Source organism: Chitinophaga varians (assembly GCF_014529945.1).
Classification (GTDB): Bacteria; Bacteroidota; Bacteroidia; order Chitinophagales; family Chitinophagaceae; genus Chitinophaga; species Chitinophaga varians.
Map to the genome: position 1 here is coordinate 1,363,813 of NZ_JACVFB010000003.1, position 19,759 is coordinate 1,383,571.

At 49.6% G+C, this 19,759-nt stretch carries 15 protein-coding genes; 5 read left to right on the top strand and 10 right to left on the bottom strand.

Annotated elements, in window-relative coordinates:
• The first annotated feature begins 43 nt into the window (after window positions 1-43).
• Window positions 44-667, top strand: a complete 624-nt coding sequence (locus tag ICL55_RS20010; protein ID WP_246496441.1) for a Pr6Pr family membrane protein — start codon at window positions 44-46, stop codon at window positions 665-667.
• Here ICL55_RS20010 and ICL55_RS20015 read toward each other — a convergent pair.
• Complete coding sequence (locus ICL55_RS20015; RefSeq protein WP_223151510.1) at window positions 648-1,670, bottom strand: endonuclease/exonuclease/phosphatase family protein; 1,023 nt, start codon at window positions 1,668-1,670, stop codon at window positions 648-650. The genes ICL55_RS20010 and ICL55_RS20015 overlap by 20 nt on opposite strands.
• Before the next feature lie 61 nt (window positions 1,671-1,731).
• Here ICL55_RS20015 and ICL55_RS20020 point away from each other — a divergent pair, with 61 nt between their 5' ends.
• Window positions 1,732-2,460: a DUF4262 domain-containing protein gene (locus ICL55_RS20020; protein WP_188100468.1), complete on the top strand. Its 729-nt coding sequence runs from the start codon at window positions 1,732-1,734 to the stop codon at window positions 2,458-2,460.
• 2 nt (window positions 2,461-2,462) lie between these two features.
• Here ICL55_RS20020 and ICL55_RS20025 read toward each other — a convergent pair whose 3' ends face one another.
• The 3 genes from ICL55_RS20025 to ICL55_RS20035 all read right to left on the bottom strand — a co-directional run bounded on the left by ICL55_RS20025 (window position 2,463) and on the right by ICL55_RS20035 (window position 3,948).
• The gene (locus ICL55_RS20025; protein ID WP_188100470.1) at window positions 2,463-2,837 is read right to left on the bottom strand and encodes a hypothetical protein; all 375 of its coding nucleotides are present in this window, start codon (window positions 2,835-2,837) and stop codon (window positions 2,463-2,465) included.
• Between the two features lie 10 nt (window positions 2,838-2,847).
• Window positions 2,848-3,303, bottom strand: coding sequence for a DoxX family protein (locus ICL55_RS20030; RefSeq protein WP_188100472.1), 456 nt, complete (start codon window positions 3,301-3,303; stop codon window positions 2,848-2,850).
• Window positions 3,304-3,366: 63 nt separating this feature from the next.
• A complete protein-coding gene (locus ICL55_RS20035) occupies window positions 3,367-3,948 on the bottom strand; it encodes a Crp/Fnr family transcriptional regulator (protein WP_188100474.1) in 582 nt (193 codons plus the stop codon).
• Between the two features lie 40 nt (window positions 3,949-3,988).
• Here ICL55_RS20035 and ICL55_RS20040 point away from each other — a divergent pair, with 40 nt between their 5' ends.
• Window positions 3,989-4,696, top strand: a complete 708-nt coding sequence (locus tag ICL55_RS20040; RefSeq protein WP_188100477.1) for a metallophosphoesterase — start codon at window positions 3,989-3,991, stop codon at window positions 4,694-4,696.
• A 6-nt stretch (window positions 4,697-4,702) separates the two neighbouring features.
• Here ICL55_RS20040 and ICL55_RS20045 read toward each other — a convergent pair whose 3' ends face one another.
• The 6 genes from ICL55_RS20045 to ICL55_RS20070 form a co-directional block, all read right to left on the bottom strand.
• The gene (locus ICL55_RS20045) at window positions 4,703-5,305 is read right to left on the bottom strand and encodes a short chain dehydrogenase (protein WP_188100479.1); all 603 of its coding nucleotides are present in this window, start codon (window positions 5,303-5,305) and stop codon (window positions 4,703-4,705) included.
• A 61-nt stretch (window positions 5,306-5,366) separates the two neighbouring features.
• On the bottom strand, window positions 5,367-6,233 hold the full coding sequence (locus ICL55_RS20050; RefSeq protein WP_188100481.1) for an AraC family transcriptional regulator: 867 nt from the start codon (window positions 6,231-6,233) through the stop codon (window positions 5,367-5,369).
• A gap of 75 nt (window positions 6,234-6,308) precedes the next feature.
• Window positions 6,309-7,643, bottom strand: coding sequence for a RagB/SusD family nutrient uptake outer membrane protein (locus tag ICL55_RS20055; RefSeq protein ID WP_188100483.1), 1,335 nt, complete (start codon window positions 7,641-7,643; stop codon window positions 6,309-6,311).
• Window positions 7,644-7,654: 11 nt separating this feature from the next.
• Window positions 7,655-11,005, bottom strand: a complete 3,351-nt coding sequence (locus tag ICL55_RS20060; protein ID WP_188100486.1) for a SusC/RagA family TonB-linked outer membrane protein — start codon at window positions 11,003-11,005, stop codon at window positions 7,655-7,657.
• A gap of 51 nt (window positions 11,006-11,056) precedes the next feature.
• Window positions 11,057-13,672, bottom strand: a complete 2,616-nt coding sequence (locus tag ICL55_RS20065; protein WP_188100488.1) for a zinc-dependent metalloprotease — start codon at window positions 13,670-13,672, stop codon at window positions 11,057-11,059.
• A 372-nt stretch (window positions 13,673-14,044) separates the two neighbouring features.
• Window positions 14,045-14,623, bottom strand: coding sequence for a hypothetical protein (locus tag ICL55_RS20070; protein ID WP_188100491.1), 579 nt, complete (start codon window positions 14,621-14,623; stop codon window positions 14,045-14,047).
• Window positions 14,624-14,784: 161 nt separating this feature from the next.
• Here ICL55_RS20070 and ICL55_RS20075 point away from each other — a divergent pair, with 161 nt between their 5' ends.
• Together ICL55_RS20075 and ICL55_RS20080 are read left to right on the top strand one after the other, a co-directional pair.
• A complete protein-coding gene (locus ICL55_RS20075; protein WP_188100493.1) occupies window positions 14,785-15,009 on the top strand; it encodes a hypothetical protein in 225 nt (74 codons plus the stop codon).
• Window positions 15,010-15,242: 233 nt separating this feature from the next.
• Complete coding sequence (locus ICL55_RS20080) at window positions 15,243-19,667, top strand: WGR domain-containing protein (RefSeq protein ID WP_188100495.1); 4,425 nt, start codon at window positions 15,243-15,245, stop codon at window positions 19,665-19,667.
• The last annotated feature ends 92 nt before the right edge of the window (window positions 19,668-19,759 follow it).

Sequence of the window (19,759 nt, forward strand, 5' to 3'; positions counted from 1 at the left end):
TCCCTGAGAAATGCAAATATGAAAAAATCCGTATACTTATACTATGGAAATGAAACGACCCCGCCTCTATCCGGCGATACTTTCCTTATTGGGATGGTTTGCGCTGACAGCACAATATTATCTGATGATTCAGAACGGGACTTTGCCCACAGGAGAGCTGACCATTCGTTTTTTCAGTTATTTCACGATACTGACCAATCTGTTGGTGGCCCTCTGCAACACCGTGCTATGGCTGAATCCGGGCTCCCGTTTCTTTTCCCGTGCCGGCATACAAACGGCGCTCACCGTGTATATCCTGGTAGTGGGCATCATTTATAATGCTGTACTGCGTTGGCTGTGGCAGCCACAGGGCTTGCAGTGGCTGGTGGATGAACTGTTGCACAGTGTGATACCGGTATTGTCTCTTCTGTACTGGGGTTTATATACCGCCAGGCGGCGGCTGGAGTGGAAACAATGCTGGCCGTGGTTGCTCTATCCCCTCTTTTATTTCGCGTATATCCTTGTCAGGGGCACTTTCTCCGGCTTTTATCCCTACCCGTTCGTTGAAGTGGACCGGATAGGGATAACGCAGGCGCTGATCAATGCGCTGGGCATTGCCGCTATATTTCTTTTATTGTCACTGTTGTTCATTAGCATCAGCAGATATCTTACTTCAGCTCAAAAGTGATCAGCAGGGCTTTGTGATCGGTGGGCCATACCCCTGTAGGGGCAATGAATTTGTCTTTAGATGTTTCGTCTTTGATCGCGCCATACACCACAGAGGCGCGAGGCCCCACGATGGCTGCATCTTTCAGGCGTAGTCTTTTATCCGGACGGAAGAACACAAAATCGATACGGTCTCTGTCATCCGCATCCGGCGACCATGCCAGCTTACTAACGGGAACGGCTGTATTCCCTGCCGGGAAAGTGAAGCCCGGATGTGTTACCGGATTGGGATACAGCTGACGGTAGGCATCTGTAAAACCCTCTTTTTCCAGGGCCATGGTCACATTCCAGGGGATGATGGTGCCGTGATGATCAAACAGGTCTTTCGTGGCGGCGGTCCAGTCCTGATGGGATGGTTCGTTGAAATCACCGCCCAGTATCACCACGCTGCCTTTGGCGGCTTCGCGGCGGGCATCGGCCAGAAACAATGCTATTTCTTCGTCCCGCTGGGAGGCACGGTTGTCGGCCAGCACGCTGTCGACATTGGTGACCGGCGCAGGCAGTTTCTTCCAGCTGCTGCTATGATACCCGCGGGGAAGATAATTGGCCGCATGCAGGTAGTCCAGATGCGCCGTATAGACGGCCACGTTAGTACCAGCAACGCGTACGACAGCTTTGTAAACAGAGCCGTGATCATCCTTCTCCGGGCTGATGGTTTCGAAATGGGCAATCGGATAAGCCGACAGGATACCGGAATCGTAGCTGTATTCACTGTAAAACGTGCGGCCCCTTTTGGCGAGGGCTTCCCTGATCCGGTCGCAGAAGCGGGTTTGTTTGTAATTGCGTACTTCGCTGAAGGTGATGATATCTGCACCGGTATGCATAATCTCGTCAGCGATCGCTTCAAATCCGCCGGGCACCACGGTGCCTTCCTGCCAGATATTAAACTGCAATACTTTTAACGTGGTGGCCGCCTGTACCTGCCATGATAGCAGCAGCAGCAATGGTAAAGTCCATTTCATCATGTGTTCACTGTTTGGGATAAAAATACAGTTTATGGCGTGTTTTTATCGATATATTTGTCGCATGCCAGCAGACCACTGCCCTCCCCTCACGCGGGAATCCATACAGGAAAAAATTGATCAACACGGCTGTTTCATCGTGCAGGTGCCGGCAGATGACTACCTGCCCGGATTTGCCTATACAATTGGGTTGTTCCGGCGTTTTAATCATCCGGAAATTATCTGTTTCGGGTTGCCGCTGGAATTGATGGCCAGTCTGCTAAATAACGCCTGTGATCAGATAAAAGCCGGCGTTTCTTTCACTACGAATACTCCCTACAAGGAGTTGCTGGAAAATTATCCGGTGCAGTTTCTCCCCGTAGATCCGGCGTATTACCCTTACTATCCGGCGGTTGGCAGCTATTTTTATGAGCATGCTTCCTTCCCCGTCTTACAATTGGTGTGGCCCGACAAACAATCTTTGTTTCCATGGGACCCGGACTTCCATCCCGCGCTAAAACGCCGGCAGCCGCTATTAGACCGGAACGCAGATTTTATATTCCAGGAAGAGAGAAATGTAGCCGTATTCACCACCCGCCAGGTGCTGGAAGGCAAACCAATTTTATACGTTTATCATGATGAAGACGGCGACTGGCAATTTCATAGCGAAGAAGAGCCGCTGGAAGAAGACATCAAACTGGTAGCACTTTCAGCAATTGTAGGAATAGCGCCCGGCATTGTAGCGGTCCATCAGTTATCCTACGGTCAGCAGGCATCACGGGCTTCCGCAGCCAATACATGGCAATATGAATGATCTCATAACTTCCGCCGGAAATTCTTTGCCAGCCCAAATTCACCGTTGATATATTTTCCTGATTTGCCGGGAGCATAGCTTTCGAAATACATCCCAAGCGCGGTAGGATTTCTCTTTACAAAATCCATGAAACGCCGGTGAAAGCTGCCCTGATGGTATTCTCCCAGCTCCTTGTAACCAAGCCAGTAGCTTACCATTACAATCTGCAATGGACTTACCAGCGCCGGAATACACTCATAGGCGCCATAGTGCTGTTTTACCGACCGTATAATCGCCGGCAGGTGCAGCCATAACCAGCAAAAGCCTTTCAGGCTCCTCGCCCGGATGCTATTCACAAATACAACAGTTTCCCTATTGGTGATCTCTACTTCGTACATACCTGTCCGTTTAAAAGCCAGCGATAGCAAAAGCATATATCCATACGATGAACAACAGTTGCTCCGGTACCCTGAACCAGAGATAGCCCGGCCCCGGCCCGTCATAGGTGGCCTTTTCCAGGTTCACATGTTTGATAGCCGCATATATGTTGGCAGGGAAAATGGTTATAAAAAAGATGATGATAATAAAGCCGGTCATCTCCCGCAGCGTGGGCACCATCAGCAAAATGCCCATGATAATCTCCGCAACGCCGGTAACATATACCATCATGGTTTTGAAGGGTATCACCGGTGGCATCATCATGGTCATCCCTTTAGGGAAAAGAAAATGGCCGAGGGCCGTGAAGCACAACATACAGCACATACCCAGATTACCGGCGAAGATCAGTTGCCATTCTCCGGTAACCGGCCTGGATATCAGCAAAGCCACTGCAAATACTGTTATCAGTATAATAATAGGTTTCATGTAAAGGTGTGTTTTGTCTGATACAAATGTCCACCTTCCGCTATACCCGGCAAATGATGTATGTTAGTTTCTGGCGTGCAGCTTTCTGATACGGCTCAGGCTTTCCGGCTGGATGCCCAGAAAAGAAGACAGGTGTTTCACGGATATTTGCTGCACCAGCGCCGGATTACGCTGTAACAGCGCCACATAACGCTCTTCCGCCGTCAGCGATAGTAGTTCCATTTCCTTTTTTAGTCTTCTGACATACTGGTATTCCGCCACCAGACGACCTATCCGCTCTCCATGGTGGTATTTGCCATAGAACTCCTGCAGGAAACGAAAAGGAATGGCTACAACGTCGGCATCTTCCAACAGCTCAATAAAAGTCGTGCTCGGCTCCCGGGTGATCAGCGAGTAATAAGCAGTCACCATCTCCCCCTCAAAGTGGAAGTCGACCGTAAACTCTTTTCCATCCCGGATGAAATAATTGCGGGTAGCGCCTTTATGAAGGAAATAAATGAAATTCTCCACCTGTCCTTCACGAACGAGGAAATCACCTTTTTTGTAATTTTTGAGGACAAGTTTCGAAGAAAAATCCTCCCATTCCGCCGGAGAAAGCGGATAGAATTTGTAGATGGCTTGTTGGAAGGATTGGAGGTTTGTCATCCATACAAATATATGTCATCATAAATTAGTATAATACACTATGATTATCATTGGCGATCTCCACGGCGGCTATCCCGAACTACTCTCCCGGATTAAAAAACTAAACCTGGAAGATACTGTCTTCATACAGGTGGGTGACTGGGGACTTGGATTTCAACCTGTAGCTGATGATCTGAAGGCCCTTTCACAAACAGATCAGTTTATGCGCGGCCGTGGGAATCGATTATATATCCTCAGGGGTAATCATGACAACAAATGGTTCTGGGACCACGGGCATACCTTCGGACTGCAACACGTGCAACTGGTAAAAGACTATACTGTGCTGGAAGTAGCACAACAGCGGATACTATGCATTGGCGGCGGCCTTTCCATAGACCGCATCAACAGAACTGCCGGCAAAACCTACTGGCCCGATGAGGAGGTAATTTATGACGAAGCACTGCTGAGGGCAGCCTGTGCGCAAGGCATTGATAGGGTGGTCAGCCATATTGCGCCACGGGAAGTGTGGCCTTATACGTATAATGAAGTAGTGCAGCACTTTGTTGTCAAAGAGCTGTCGGCGGGCCGGGACCTGGCGGCAGATCTTGAAAAGGAGCGGCAGCTGATGAGCAGTATTTATCATGAAGCTGCCGCCGCAGGATGTAAGCAGTGGTACTATGGCCATTACCACGAATCTCATACAGAAGAAATAAACGGGATCGCCTTCAGGTGTGTATCCATCATGGAACTCTATGAACCCTTACATTAACAGCCACTATTCATATACTTTGATGATCCTGCCATTTACAGCGCCTTCCACGCTCAATAAATAGGCATTCACCACCCGTTGCATGGGCACCAGGTTGTAGCCCGGAAACAGTGCGCCATAACGTTCGTTGCTGTCTTCCACCAGACCGGGGCTCACGGCATTGATACGCTGGTCTCTTTTCAGTTCCTGAGAGGCGCCCAGCACAAAGCTGTTGACGGCCCCGTTGATCATCGCCACACAGGTGCCGTTTTTAGCCGGTAGCTCCGATGCAACGCCCGATGTCAGGGTAAAAGAGCCCCCTTCAGTGAGATAGTCTTTCCCTATCAGAACCAGGTTCACCTGTCCCATTAACTTGCCCTGTATACCGGGCATTATCTGTTGCTGGCGCATAGCGCCGAAATCGCCGTAGTAACCGGTACCTGCGGTGCAGATACAGGCATCGACGGTTTTCAGCTCGCGGAACATTTTCTCTATGGATGCTTCGGAAGTGATATCCACGCGGATGTCGCCGCTGTTGCGGCCGGCGGTGATGACTTCATGCCTGGACGCCAGCGCAGCGGCGACTGTTTTGCCAATGGTACCGTGACCGCCTATCAGTATTATTTTCATGTGATGTGATTTTATCACACAAAATTATCGAAGGCTTTATCGGCTGGATAGTCCGGCCGGCTCAATCTATCGTCATTTCGGCTCGTATAGCTTGTGGGGTATGTCCGAATTTCTTTTTAAAGATGCGGATAAAATGGGAGGTATTGTCGTAGCCGCAGTTTCCGGCGACCTCCCCTACGGGCAGGCGTGTATTCTCCAGCAGCAGCCGGGCCTGTTGCAGCCGTTGCTCATTGATCCACTGCCGGGGCGGCATATGGTACCTACGCTGGAAATCGCGCTTAAAAGTAGCCAGGCTGCGGTTCGTCAGGCTGGCCAGGTCTTCCAGGGTAACAGGTTGCAGTAAATACGTGCGCATCACCTCATCCAGGTCGGCCGGTTCGGTACTGAGCGCCGCAGTGATGAAGTCAACGACCTCCCGCTGATGTTCGCCGTTCATCAGCAGTAATAATATCTCTCTTTGTTTTAATGCCAGCAGTTGGCTGGTGTACAATACCGGTTTATCGAAATACAGGCGCAGATGGGCTTTGAAGGCCTGCACCAGCTCATTGCCGTTAAAAACAGTATAAGGCGCCGTGGAGGGCGTTTTACTACTGTGGAAGAATGGCTCCGTGGCAAGGCTCTTCAACAGCTTCACCGGCAAAAACAACATCAGGGCTTCAAAGTTCAGCCCTTCTTCGATGTATTCTGCCATGACGTAAATCCCTTTCTTCAGCAGCACCACGGTATCCGGGCCAGCTTCGACCGTCGTTTCCGGCAGATGCAGTAGCTTCACCCCTTTGGTGACAAAGATGAGGCAGTGCTCTGTCACAAAAACAGTGCGTTTGCCAGCTTTGGACTCCTGCTTCAGTTTAGCGAAGATTTCGCCGTTACTGGTCAGGAAGGTCGGGTCGGCGACAGGAGCAGCGATGGGAGGAAAGCGGTGGAACATGATGTATACAAATATACATAAAAAAGCCCCCGACACATGCCGGGGACTTTCTCCATTATCGTATATCTTTTACCGTTATTCCGACAGTAATGGATTGTTGGCAATCGCGTCGGTAGGTATTTTGATAGTATACCGCGGATCACCTGCCTGCAGCGTTACAGTCCGGCCTTTTGTGGTATGCACAATCTGCGGCTGTGTTGTTCTCCGCAGGTCAAACCAGCGGTGCCCTTCGAAGGCCAGCTCGCGGAAACGCTCGTCCTGTATTTCCTTTAACAGGTCGGTACCGGCGAGGGTAGCAAGGCGGGTAACTTCTGTCTGATAAAAGTCCGGGGTGAGGCGGTTCTTTTTCAGTTCATTCAGATAGTTGCGGGCCAAATCAGGCTGATTGAGTTGCGCGGCAGCTTCCGCAGCGACCAGGTACATCTCGGCCACGCGGAAAGATGAACGGAAACTATTGTTGTTACTGATTTTCAGGACGATATTATTCTGCTTGCTGTCTTTTCCGTAGAAAACCTTCAGACGAAGATCACCGGTAGTATTATACAAAGCATACAACGGGTCGGATACAAAGGCGGTCAGAATAGCGCCGTTGGTATAGATCTGTTCGAAAGCCTGGAGTGATTCCACAGAATTGTACATCACAGGCTGGCTAGTACTTTTATTGAAATCCACCAGCGTGGCTTTTTTCTCCAGCACAGCTTTAGCCGCGGCCAGTGATTTATCCCACTGATGCGTGTAGAGATAAACTCTCGCTGCCAGCGCCTGGCCGGACAATTTGGAGAAACGGTAAGAAGATGCCGATGCAAACTGGTCCACATTCACCAGTTGAAGACCAGCCTCTACATCGGAGATCACCTGGTCAAAGACTTGTTTAACGGTATTGCGCGGCGTAGCTACCTGTAAGTCCACTTTAGTGATTACCGGCACTGCTTTGTCGGTAGCAGCAGTGGCTTCGTTATAAGGCTTGCCGTACAGATTTGCCAGATTGAAATGGGTGTAAGCCCTCAGCAGCAAAGCTTCGCCGGCCAACTGGTTCTTTTGTTCCTGTGTGCCTTCGGTAGCGCCTCCTACAGCATCAATGATATGGTTGGCATAAAATATCTGTTGATAATTGGCTCTCCAACTATAGGTAGCGATATTGTCACCATTGTTCTCCTCCCAGAAATAGTTCGGCTTTAACTGGTTCGCATCACCGGAGCGGCCTTCATTCATCTTGATTTCGTCACTACGGTAGGAAGCGAGGCCTTTATCATAAACGACAACGGTATAAGCTCCATCCATTTCCTTACGGAAATCTTCCACGGTAGTAGGAACGACTTTCCCTACCGGTACGATGTCCAGGTATTTTTTACAGGAAGAGAAAGCAGTCAACGCTGCCAACAGTCCGGTGGTATATATTACTTTACGCATGTGTTACGGTTTTAGAAAGTGGCATTCAAACCAATGGTGAATGTTTTGGGAATCGGCTGTGCGTAGATGTTACCCATTGTTTCGGGGTCCATATAGCCGTCATAGTTAGCGCCAAATACAAACGGATTACGTACCTCACCGGTTACTTTCAGGCCTTTCAGGCGGATGCGGCCGCACACGTCTTCCGGCAGGCGGTAACCCAGCGTGATATTACGGACACGTACGTAACCGGCATCACGGATAAACATTCCCAGGCTGGTATATTGGTAGTATTTATCTTTCAACCAGTTGCCGAGCAAGCGGATATCTTCCGGTGTCTGCGGACCAGCGCCCACCAGACCGGGATATTTCGCGTCTGGATGAGAAGGTGTCCAGCGGTCGAGGATAGCCGTAGTGGTATTGGCGCCACGGTCAAAGTAGAATGGATTGAACGGCGGCTGAATCTGTACTTTCTGGCCAAGGTTAAACAGCAGGCCAACAGACAGATCGAAACGCTTATAGGTAAAGTTGTTGGTAAGACCACCGGTATACAGTGGATCAATATTACCCATATTACGGAACAACGCACGCTGCTCATCATTAGACAGACCAGAATAAGGGAACATGCCCCCGAGGTCCGGATCACCGGCGAAATCATCACCCAACTTCAGCAATTCCGACAGCGACATGGTTTTGCCATTGTGGTTCACCATGATCATACCGTGCTCATTGAGACCGGCATAATCAATACCCCAGATCGTTCCGGTAGGATTACCCTGTCTGGAAGGGAAGTAAGAGTTGTCCGCCAGCGTTTCACGCAGCACGGTGTTTTTGTTATAGGAGAAGTTAAAGTCGGTCGTCCAGCGGAAATCCTTACGGGTAATATTGCGGGTGCTTACACTTACTTCCACACCACGGTTACGCATCTCAGCCCAGTTCACGGCCATATTCTGGAAACCGGTCTCCAACGCTAAAGCATATACGTTGATCAGGTCTTTACCATGACGATCATAGTAATCGGCTGTAATACTGATCCTGTTTTTCAGGAAACTCAGATCTACACCAATGTTTTTGTTGATGGTCTTTTCCCAGCGGAGTTTAGCATTGGGAGGCGATTGCACCTGGATAACCTGCACCGGGTCGCCAGGCAGAATGGGCGCATTGTAATAAGTACCCATCACGAACGGAGAGGTATTTTTATCGACGTTACCCTGCAAACCATAGGATGCACGCACATTCAGAGTATTGATAAACCCTACATTGCGCATGAAAGGTTCTTCCATAACACGCCACAGGCCACTCACAGACCACAGCGGCAGGTATTTGTATTTAGGGTCTACGCCAAACATGTCAGAACCATCGAAACGAATGCTACCACCCAAAGTATAGCGGTTATTGAGCGTATAGCTACCAGTAGCGAAGAAAGATACAAATGCATTCTCCGTGTAGGTGTTTCTGTTAGTATACAGCTCCTTAGCCTCGTGGTCAGACTGGAATTTGATCGGAATAGTAGTCAGCGTCTTAGGATCGAAACCATAACCCGTAGTGGTCTGGTATTTATTTTTCACCCTTCTCAACTCATTACCCGCCATGAAATTGAACTCATGATGTTTGTTCAGGTTGAAGCTATATTCCGCCATGGTTTTGAGGGTATATTGCTGCATATTGCCATTGTTGTTGGTGATCACGCCACCTTTAGGCAGAATCGTCTTCTGCTCGCCGGTCACCGGGTCTCTGCGCATATTCTGATCGGCCAGCAAACGTACGAAGTAAGTTTCCCCAAGGGCAATCTGCTCACCGGTAGTGATATCGGACTGAATACCTAACTGAGAACTAACATGCAGGCGTGGGATCACTTCATAATCCAGTTTGAAGTTAGTGTTCACGGACTGTGTCTTCAGGGTATTGCTGGTATTCTTACGCTCTTCGAGCAGGTTGAAGTCAAGTACGTTCCTGTCGCCACCGATGTTCCGGTCGTACACGTAATTACCGTTGGCGTCGTATACAGGCGTATAAGGATTGGCCAGGCGGGAATACTGCACCGGGTTCGTGTTACCGCCACGGTTAGTATTGAAAGAAGTCTGTGTACGCTGGTTAGCGAAGATACCGGCGGAGAACTTCAGCTTGTCGGTAATATCGTAGTCTGTTTTCAGGGTGATGTTATAACGGTTAGCGCCGGTACCAATGGTAGCGCCTTTTTCGTCGTAGTAACCACCGCTGAAATAGTAAGTGGATTTATCCCCACCACCGGAAACGCTCACGCTGTGCTCCTGTGTGAAAGCGCTGCGGAAGATCAGGTCGTTCCAGTTGGTATTGATGCCTCTCAGTGCGTTGATCTCATTACGCGCGGCAGGGTTGATACCGTCAAATCCTTTAGCAAGATCTTCCGGCGTTACGTTGTACTTGTTGAGGATTTTGGACACGCTACCGTTGCCGGCCATATAGGTGTAGTCGGATTTGAACAGGTCCAGTTCCAGGTTTACTTTCTGGTCGCTGTTCAACAGGTTGAGGCGGCCCAGGTCAGGCTTCTGTGTAAACGTAAAGTTGTTACGGTAGTTAACGGTCATCCGTTCGCTTTTCTTACCGGATTTGGTGGTGATCACGATCACGCCGTTGGCAGCGCGGGCGCCGTAGATGGCAGTAGCGGCCGCATCTTTCAGCACCGTGATGCTTTCGATATCGGCGGGACTGTAACCTGCGATAGCCGTGGTATACAGCTGGTCGATGGACTTAGCATCGTCAGCGGTAGGCAGGTTGGTGCCTTCAATAGGCAATCCGTCGATCACCCACAGCGGGTCTTGTGTACCCTGAAGGGAAGAGGTACCGCGGATACGGATTTTGGCAGCCTGTCCGGGGGCGCCGGACTGCGGCGTGATGGCCACACCGGCGAGCTGACCTTGCAGCATCTGCTCCACGCTCATGACACCGGCCACTTCCACTTTCTCCATGCTGATCTTATCCACCGCGCCGGTAGACTTGTTCTTTTTAATCGTCTGGTAACCGGTAAATACAAATTCATTCAGGTTTTTACCGGCAGAAGACAGGGCCACTTTATAATGGTTGCTGGCGGTGAGGCTCAGCAGTTTGGTTTCGTAGCCCATATAATTAATGGTGAGCTGCTTTACCGACAGCGAGTCCGGCAGCTTCAGGGAGAACTCCCCTTTTTCGTCGGTGATCGCACCAATGCTGATGTTTTCGATCACATTCTCCGTACCGGTAACGGTACCGATGGTTTTATTGCTGGCATATACAGATACCCCCGGCAATGCTTCGCCGGAAGTGGCATCCGTTACTTTACCCTTAATAACACGCGGGGCGCTCTGCGCCTGTGCCAGGAAAGGGGAAAGACAAGCTGCCAGCAGCAGGCAAAAGACTTTTGCCAAAATCTGATTTTTCTTCATTGTTGACAGATGTACAGGTTGATAATTGATTTATTATTTGTTGTTCAAGGCTTGTTGCATACGAATGATCAGATCATTGTAGTGATCAGCGGTAGCACGGTCGCTGCTGTTTTTACGGCTATTGAGCAGTTGCAGCAGACGCACCATCTCTCCCCTTTTGGCACTAACGGCATCAGATACACGATGGATAGAGAAGTACTGCAGGTTACGGGAGGCGCGCTCAGCCTCCTTTTGCTGTGGCTGCAACGCAAAAGAGCAGAAGGAGTGCGTATCCACCGGCATAAATTCTTCCTGTAGCTTTTTGGCGTCCGGACGGGCAACGGACTTATCGATGCTCACGATCAGGGCATCTACAAAACCTTTCTGGCTGTTGCGTTCGAAGATGTCCAGCGACTGGCCTTTGATGGTTTTGGCAAACATGCCGTTGTGCATGTCATGCATCAGGTCTGCTACGGTATAGGCAGCCGGGCCGTTAGCCGCTTCGTTCTCCATCATACGGGACAGGCGCTCATCCCGCAGCAGGTCGTAGAAGAAATAGGACTGTAACCCTTTCGCATATACGAGGGCGCCATATTCCATATTCCCGATGGGACTTTCTTTGATCGGATAACTCTTAGCGTAGATTTCATTTTTAAACAGCCATGCCGGTGTATTAAACACCTCCTCCAGTAAGTATTTCACGGCTTCCTGCTGTTTCTTTTTAGGCACATGCACGTAGCTGTTCTGTTGCTGACCGAATACGGTAGGCGTAACGTAGATACCTCCTACATTGGCCATCACATGGTAGCCGTATTGGTTCCACTGGCCGATAGCAGCGTTGAGCATTTTACCGGCTTCATCGTAGGTCTGGCCTTCTTCGCGGGTCCAGCTGAGGATTTGCGGCACAATGCGTTTCAGGTTCTGCAAGCCGTAGCGACTGGCTTTCACCGCGTCGTTGCCGAGGTCTTCTATCTGGGCACGGGGATCAATGGCATCGCGGATATCCTGTTGTTCGCCGAAAGCGTAGAGTGGATCATTTTCGTGTGCGCGCAACTGTTTGTTCAGTTCCGGCAGTTCTTCGTGAGGATTTTTACCGGTATAACGGTAAGCCCATCCGATGGCGAATTTATCATACACGCCGATGGCAGGCGTAATTTGTTTTACATTATCACCAGGCTGCGCTACGTAGTTAAAACGGGCGTAGTCCATGATGGAAGGTGCTGTACCACCCATGCGGGCAGTGAATTCCGGAGAGCGCAGGGAGTCTACATCGAAAGCAAAAGAACTGCCCATGTTGTGTTGCAGACCTAAAGTATGCCCTACTTCATGGCTGGATACAAAGCGGATAGCATGCCCCATCAGCGAATCACTGAAGTGGTTGCCACGGGCGCGCGGATCGATGGCGCCGGTTTGAATGCGGATCCAGGAATGGAGGGTGCTCATCACGTTATGCCACCAGATAATGTCTGATTCGAGGATTTCGCCGGAGCGGGGATCTATCACAGAAGGCCCCATGGCGTTGGCTTTGGCGGAAGCCGCGTACGTCACTACAGAGTAGCGAACATCGTCTCCGTCAAAGTCAGGATCATTGACAGGTGCGTCTTTAGCGATGATGGCATTTTTAAACCCTGCAGCTTCGAAAGCTTTCTGCCAGTCTTCGATACCGGCTTTGATGTACGGGCGCCACTGGGCTGGTGTACTGGGATCAATATAGTATACGATAGGTTTCTTTGGTTCTACCAGTTCACCGTTCATATACCGCTGCATATCTTCCGGCTTAGGTTCCAGTCGCCAGCGGGTGATCAGCTCTCTTTGTTCCAGTTTGTGCTGTGCATCGCTGAAATACCAGCGGGGCGTGGTAAAGAGGCCTACTCTCCTGTCGGCGAAACGCGCCTTCATAGGCTGTTCGCTGAGCAGTACCAGATTGGTAGTGGTTTCGAGGGATATTTCCACGCCGGTGATTTTAGCGGTCAATTCCGATTTGGCCACGATGTTATCCTGGAAAGATTTGATACCACGGATGCGGGACAGGTCCTTAATAGGAGAACCCGGCAGGCCGAGTGATTCAAAAACGTTGTTGATGCTGCTGGCGGAGCCGTCAAACAGTTTGGAGACATTCACCACAAAAGCGGTGGTGTCTTTATTATAAGCTTCTATCTTAAACTGATCGATCAGCGACGGGATGAAGTTGTCGGCCACCGACTGCGCAATAGCGTTGCTGGCGGGCACTTCGAGGAAAGGATTCTGCTTGCGCAGGAAAATTTTATTCAGCAGGGTATCTCTTTCAAAAGTGATGACCATATTGGCATAGTTCATCCCTTTGTTGACACCTGCTTCATTCAACTGCTCCGGCACTTTGGACAGTTTGTTCACTACCAGTATCTGGCGGCCGGCCAGTTTCAGGGGGATTTCAAAGTAATAGTCTGTCTTTACCCGGTGTACCTTAAAGAGACCGTCCACGGTAACGGCATCGGCTGTAATCACTTCCTTGTAAGGTTTCAGACCTTTAGTATCGGGTTTCTTTTTGGCGGTCGTGTCAGCAACAACGGCAGGCGTTTTTTTGCCGAAAAGCCAGCTACGTTTCTTTTTCGATTGCGCCATTACATCAACGGATGTAAAGAGGGCTACGCATGGCAGTAGCCATAACAGTTTCCTGTAGTTAGCGTGCATAGATAGGAGTTGTTAAGATTGTACAGACAATACTTCAGGGAACAACGATCCGGCCCGCTGGCACAGGTACAACTGAGGTGATGAAATGCCACAGCAACGCCCAGCGAGGGCCGGGCTACAAAGGACGAATAACAGACTTGCTACAAGTATTCGGTGCTAATTCTTTTCAGTGGGCACAGGCAATCTCTTACAAGCAAAATGGTTTCCAGGTTAACATTTTTTTAACCTTGAGGGCGCAAAATTATTGAAAAGTATGCTTGAAACCGTTTTTTGCTGGATAACTTTTAATACGCGCGCGGGAAAATGACAGGAAAACGAGCCCGGACGGGCATCGCCGTTCATAACATTTTTTTAAAGCTTATGGAAGATGCGTTAGTCTCTTTTATAAATATCATATTTCACCAGCGGCACCTTCCCAAAATCCTTAACAGTACGCACTTTGGTGGTCACACTATCGGGCATGGACGCATGAAAACTATCACCGCCGTCTTTATACAAGTACCAGTTCTTGTCTTCGGGAGCATATTTGAAAGTAATGATCCGTGTCCATCTCCAGGCACTACCGCCGTAATGCTCCACAGAGAAATAACCCTGTTTGATCGTCACTCCCTGAAAAGGATCTCCCATCATCCCACCACAGTCCACACAATACACCACATTGTCATTGCGGGCGGCCAGTTTATAGGAATGGTCCGGTTGCCCCAGCAGCACCAGCAACGGCCGCTTCTCCGGATGTTCCACCACATCGGAGGTGGAGTCCTCTCCTTTTTTACGCAGGACCATCACCATATCTGGCCAGGCATCGCGGTTCAGGTCACCGGTAGTAGTATCTAAAATCTCGTAGCCTTTGGGAATAAATGCTTTTAGAGATGTGGGCTGCTGGAAAGATACTATAGCGATCAATAAGGGAGCAACCATCCATAGTTTACAGAAAAGGGGAAAACGGTTCATGAAAGGGTGATTTTAATACCTCACTGGCAGGGTTATATGAATTTTAATAGCATAAATATGCGACTCTCCCGGCTATCCGGACGTTCTAATTTTGCGGCTGTTATCGACATGCAACTGTTACACAATACCCCAACAAAACGAATCAAGTCAAACCCAAAATTATGAAATTAAGTTCATTACTATTATTGGTCTTACCGGCAGCCTCCTGCAAACAGGAAAATGCCGGCCATTCTGCCACACAGGCTTCGGAAGCAGCCCAATGGGACTGTACCCTGCCTGTGGGCATATCTAAAACCATCAGCCCGGAAGACAATGCTTCCCGGTCTGGCAATCATTTGCTGGTGACCGTCCCCGAAAGGGCGGTCACTTTCAGGAGCGGCTGGTGACATGTGCACCTACCGGCTATTTCAGGTTAAAAAAAACAATAACTATCCTATACCCTTTCCCAAAAAGAGGTCCGCAAAAACGGATCTCTTTTTGTTATTTGTCCGGATACATTTCTGTTCATCTTTATATTATCTTAGCCATCATAAACCCGTCACCTATAGTTCAGTACCCCAGCCCTTCCCCAAAAAGTTGCGGTCCGGGAACTGCCCGCAGCGGAGAAATGAAATGCCACATGAAACAGAAATTTATTTATCAGGACGAAAAGTCACACAAGTTCTGGGACATTGAAACCAATGGACCGGAGCTCACCATTACCTTTGGAAAAGCCGGCACACAAGGCCAGACACAAATCAAAAATTTTGCTACGGAAGAGGAATGCCGGAAAGCCGCGGATAAACTCATCGCGGAAAAAACGAAAAAAGGATACCAGCCCATAGCAGAAAAAGCGCCACTGCCGGTAGATGAAAAAGCGTCTCTGCCTATAGAAGAAAAAAACCAGCAAAGCGGCTTTACCCTGCCAGCCGCCTTATACGACGACCTCCTGGCGATGGCTACCTATCTGGAAGCCGAATGGCCGGAAAACGTGCAGGCATTACACCCTGTGTCCGAAGAAAATATCCGTGCAATGGAAATCGCTTCAGGCCTGCTTTTCCCACCTCCCTTTACAAGTTACTGGCGCAAAAAAGGATATTTCCTCTTTGAAAAAGATGAATTCGTCTGTGCTGTATATGCTTATAACGATACGGCCGAAAATGCCAACACGTTATACAATATGTTAGAGATGTTCATGAGATTCTACGGATGTCAAAGCGAGTGGCTTGGCCAGGAAAAAACGCTCCTGTCTCACTGTTGGATGCTCGGCATGATCATGGATGACGAAAAAAAATGGTTCTTCTTCGTTGATCCATTGGGAGAGGTACACCGCGTATATATCGAGCCGTCTTTCGCAGACGTGGACGACGAGTTGCTGACCACAGCTTTTGCGCCGCTGATCGCGGAGAAAAACTTTTTCCAGCTACCTGCGCAAGAAGCAGTCGTTGAAACGGAAGAGAAGGTGGCGGATGAAAAAGATGAAGATGCAGAAACCCGCGCGTTCATCGCCCAACACCGGCTGGAACAACTCTCTTACGAGGAGGTACTGGACAGGCTGGGTATAACATCACTGTTTGACTACTGGGACAACGACGACTATGATCCTGCTGATACCAGGTGGGCCACAGAGAATTATGAAACGGAACACGAATATTTCGAGGACAGCTCCCCCATCTATTTCTGTGACGGGGACCTTGTCATAGACGGCGACCTGAGACTGCCCAACAGTTATCTGGGCCTCTTCGTGGTAAAAGGCAATATGACCATTCGCGGCCAGGTACCCTCCTCCACACCTTACTATGTGACAGGCGACAGCACCATAGATTTCCTCTACCTGGACGCGTTCCAGAAAACCTGCGGCACTGAAAACGTACGCTACATCGCCCTCGCCCATGGTGAGGATGATGAGGTAGTACACACCATGCCTCATCGGAAAATAAACGCTCCTTACTTCTTCTCCTGGTTTTATAACCTCCGCTGTTTTGACTTTGCGCCACAAACGCTGATCACGGCCATGTACAATGAAGACGACCTTTCGGCTTACAATACCCATAATGCGCTACTGGCCTGGCATGAATATGCCTATGCCTTCCGGCCTGAGTTTTACAGCTCCATCAGCGAGAACTGGCACGACAACATGGGTATCTCTTATCGTCGGATGTATGAGGCACTGTTGGACAAACAACCCGTACTACAGGAGGGCGTAACGCCCAAAGGCATACAGCTGGTCCGCCAGGGCATCAGCCTGAAAGGACAGGATGATTTCGCCGGCGCCTATCAGTGCTTCAGAGAAGCCATTGCCGTATCTCCGGGTTACTATTGGGCGTACCACCAGGCCGGTGATGTGCTCTATAGCCAGCAAGCCTATACACAGGCGATGGAACGCTTTGCCCAAGGTATTCCGTACACCCCGGAAAAAGTGGCGTACGAATTCACCTGTATGCAGGAAGCTGCTTTTTGCGCTGTGATAACCGGCGCCGACGACAAAGCCCTGCAATGGGCGGAAATGGCCGTACAGAAGTCGTCTTCAGCACACTTCTCCCTACGCATTATAGGAGAAGTGTTGATTCGCCGGCAACAATGGGCCGAAGCAAAAGACCATCTTGAAAGGTCTATTGCCATCAAAAGCATTTTTACCAACAACTGGTTGTTGGGTTTAATATATCACCTTCAGGGAGATGAACAACAGGCCGACAAGTATTACCAGGCTGCCTACGACAAAAATCAGAAGGCCCGTCCTTATACCGAACACACGGACCTCTCTTACATTTACGGAAAACCGGTTACTGTCAACTGGGATACCACCAAACCTGCCGCTGCTGTGAAAGACCAGGCTTACTGGGAACAGTTTTTTGCAGATGCGATACAGCAATATGGCCCGGACCTGTACAAAAGGACCGGACAGTTCCCGTCACAGTGGCTTTCCAATAAGATCGCCACGATACCGGAACAGTACCGCAACGGCAGCATGCTGCAAACCCTGATGCAACACCAGCATCTGGGTGAATATGACGTGGAGGGTAATATACTACAGCTCTTCAAAGCAGCACTGATGACGCCGGAAATAGCGCTGCTGGCCGTCAACCGGGAAGACGCCTGTCATTACCAGTACATTCCTCCGGCTTTACTCACAGAAGCCATATTTAAGGCGCATCCGCAAGGAATAGACCTCTCCTATGTGCCGGAAGAAAAAAGGACCTATGACAGCTGTTTCCTTGCCGTAAGCCAGAATCAATACAACTATTCATCAGTACCGGCCATCTTCCGCGATGAGCGCATGAACATCGCGCTGATCGCCGGTGGCGTACTGGGGAATTCATCCGGCAAAGTATTACCATCGAAATATTATACCAGCGAGTATATTCAGCAAGCCATTGATCTGGGGATGCATGTGATAGAACGTATACCAACCCGATATGTGGATAAAGCCCTATACGACTATGCCACTGCCAAATACGGGCAACAGCCGGAATGGTCTTTTATAGTGGAGCAGTACGACCGTCAGCGCTGGCGCTATGGCTCCCGGCACGATATTCAGCACCTCAGCAAATTGATCCTGAAACATGGTATGGACATTTTCCTGCATATCCGTCAGGAAGCTATCCACCAGCAAAGCTATCAGTATATCAAAAAACATCTTGGTGATCAGCCCGGCTTTAAGGAAAAAGTAAAACAATACGGCTGGGAATCACGGATCAACGTTGTTTTTGAGAAAGCGGAAGAATTCGACTACGATACTTTCGGTAAGGTGTGGGCATGCTTCTGGGATGAGGATTTCATCATCGGCGCGCTCACAGCCCACGAGCCGAATGCCAGCGAACGTATCTATGACGTGCCACCACAGTACCTCACGCAGAAAATCTGCGACATCGCTGTTAAACGCAATTCCTACGATTTTCAGTTTGTACCGAAACAATTTGTGACGCAGGCCATGTGTGAAATAGCCTGTTCGCTGGACTATGGCGCTGCGCTCGAATATGTGCCGCTGGCCATGCGTACGGAAAAAGTATGCAGCCTGGCACTTGGCCGCGATGCGGAAAACATCCGCTTCATGCCGCTGGCGCTACGCACCGAACAGCGCTGCCTGCAGGTGGTCCTGAGCAACAGCTCCTATCTCAAATTTGTCCCATATGAGCATTATACAGCCGTCTTCAACACCTTGCTCCAAAAACATACCGCACGTCTTTATGAAGATATGATACTGGTGAACCTGGGCCTTGGCCTGGTCCATCAGCAACAATATGCCGAGGCTCGCACGCGACTGCTGGCAGTGGAAAAATCGGCGGAAGTGCACGATCACTATACACATCAGGCATTATACTATACCGGCTGGAGTTATCATCTGGAAGGCGACAGCAAACAGGCCGCTGAATACTGGCGCCAGGCGCAGGACGTAGCCAAAACACGGAAGATAGAAAAAGAATACTGGCTGACATTCCCCTATGACAACTTCCAACTGCCACCGGTGGGCGATGTGTATGATTTCAGCCGGGATGAATTTGGCCACAACATGCGCGAAGCCGGCTTGCTGATAGAGAGCAACAACTACCCACTGGCACTGGCCCTGCTGGCACAGGCAGAAAAGCAGCTACAGGACGCACAATGCACAGAAATGTGGCTATGGGCACAGGTATGGGACCATCAGCGATATGCGCTTTATGAAGCAGGTCAACAGGAAGCATCCCTGGAGGTATGCCGGAAAATCATTGCCGGGCTGGGCAGCCTCTCGCTCTGGGATTACCTGGAAGAATATACGCCTGTGCGCGCGGCCCTACGCAACGCACATAACAGCCTGGCATACCGTTGCTACGAAACCGCGCAGGACCTGTCACAGGTAAAAGAAGGGTTGCAGCATATCAAAATTACCATGAAAACCATCTCTCCGATTGAAGACAAAAATGCCCTGAACCCATTCTACGAAACACAGACGCTGCTGTGGCACAAAGCCATGCAGTTTGATGCTGCCTACCAGAAAGACTTTCAGAAAGGCATGGAAAAAATTGATAAGATGAAGTTGAAAGAAAAAGGATTTCTCAGTGAAGATTTCATGGAAAAAATAAATTAAACATTATCAAAGAACAGGATTGAATGGCTTTTAGTGTATACTAAAAGCCATTCTTAATATTCAGTTCACATCTGCTGTCTAAGTTTGCTTCC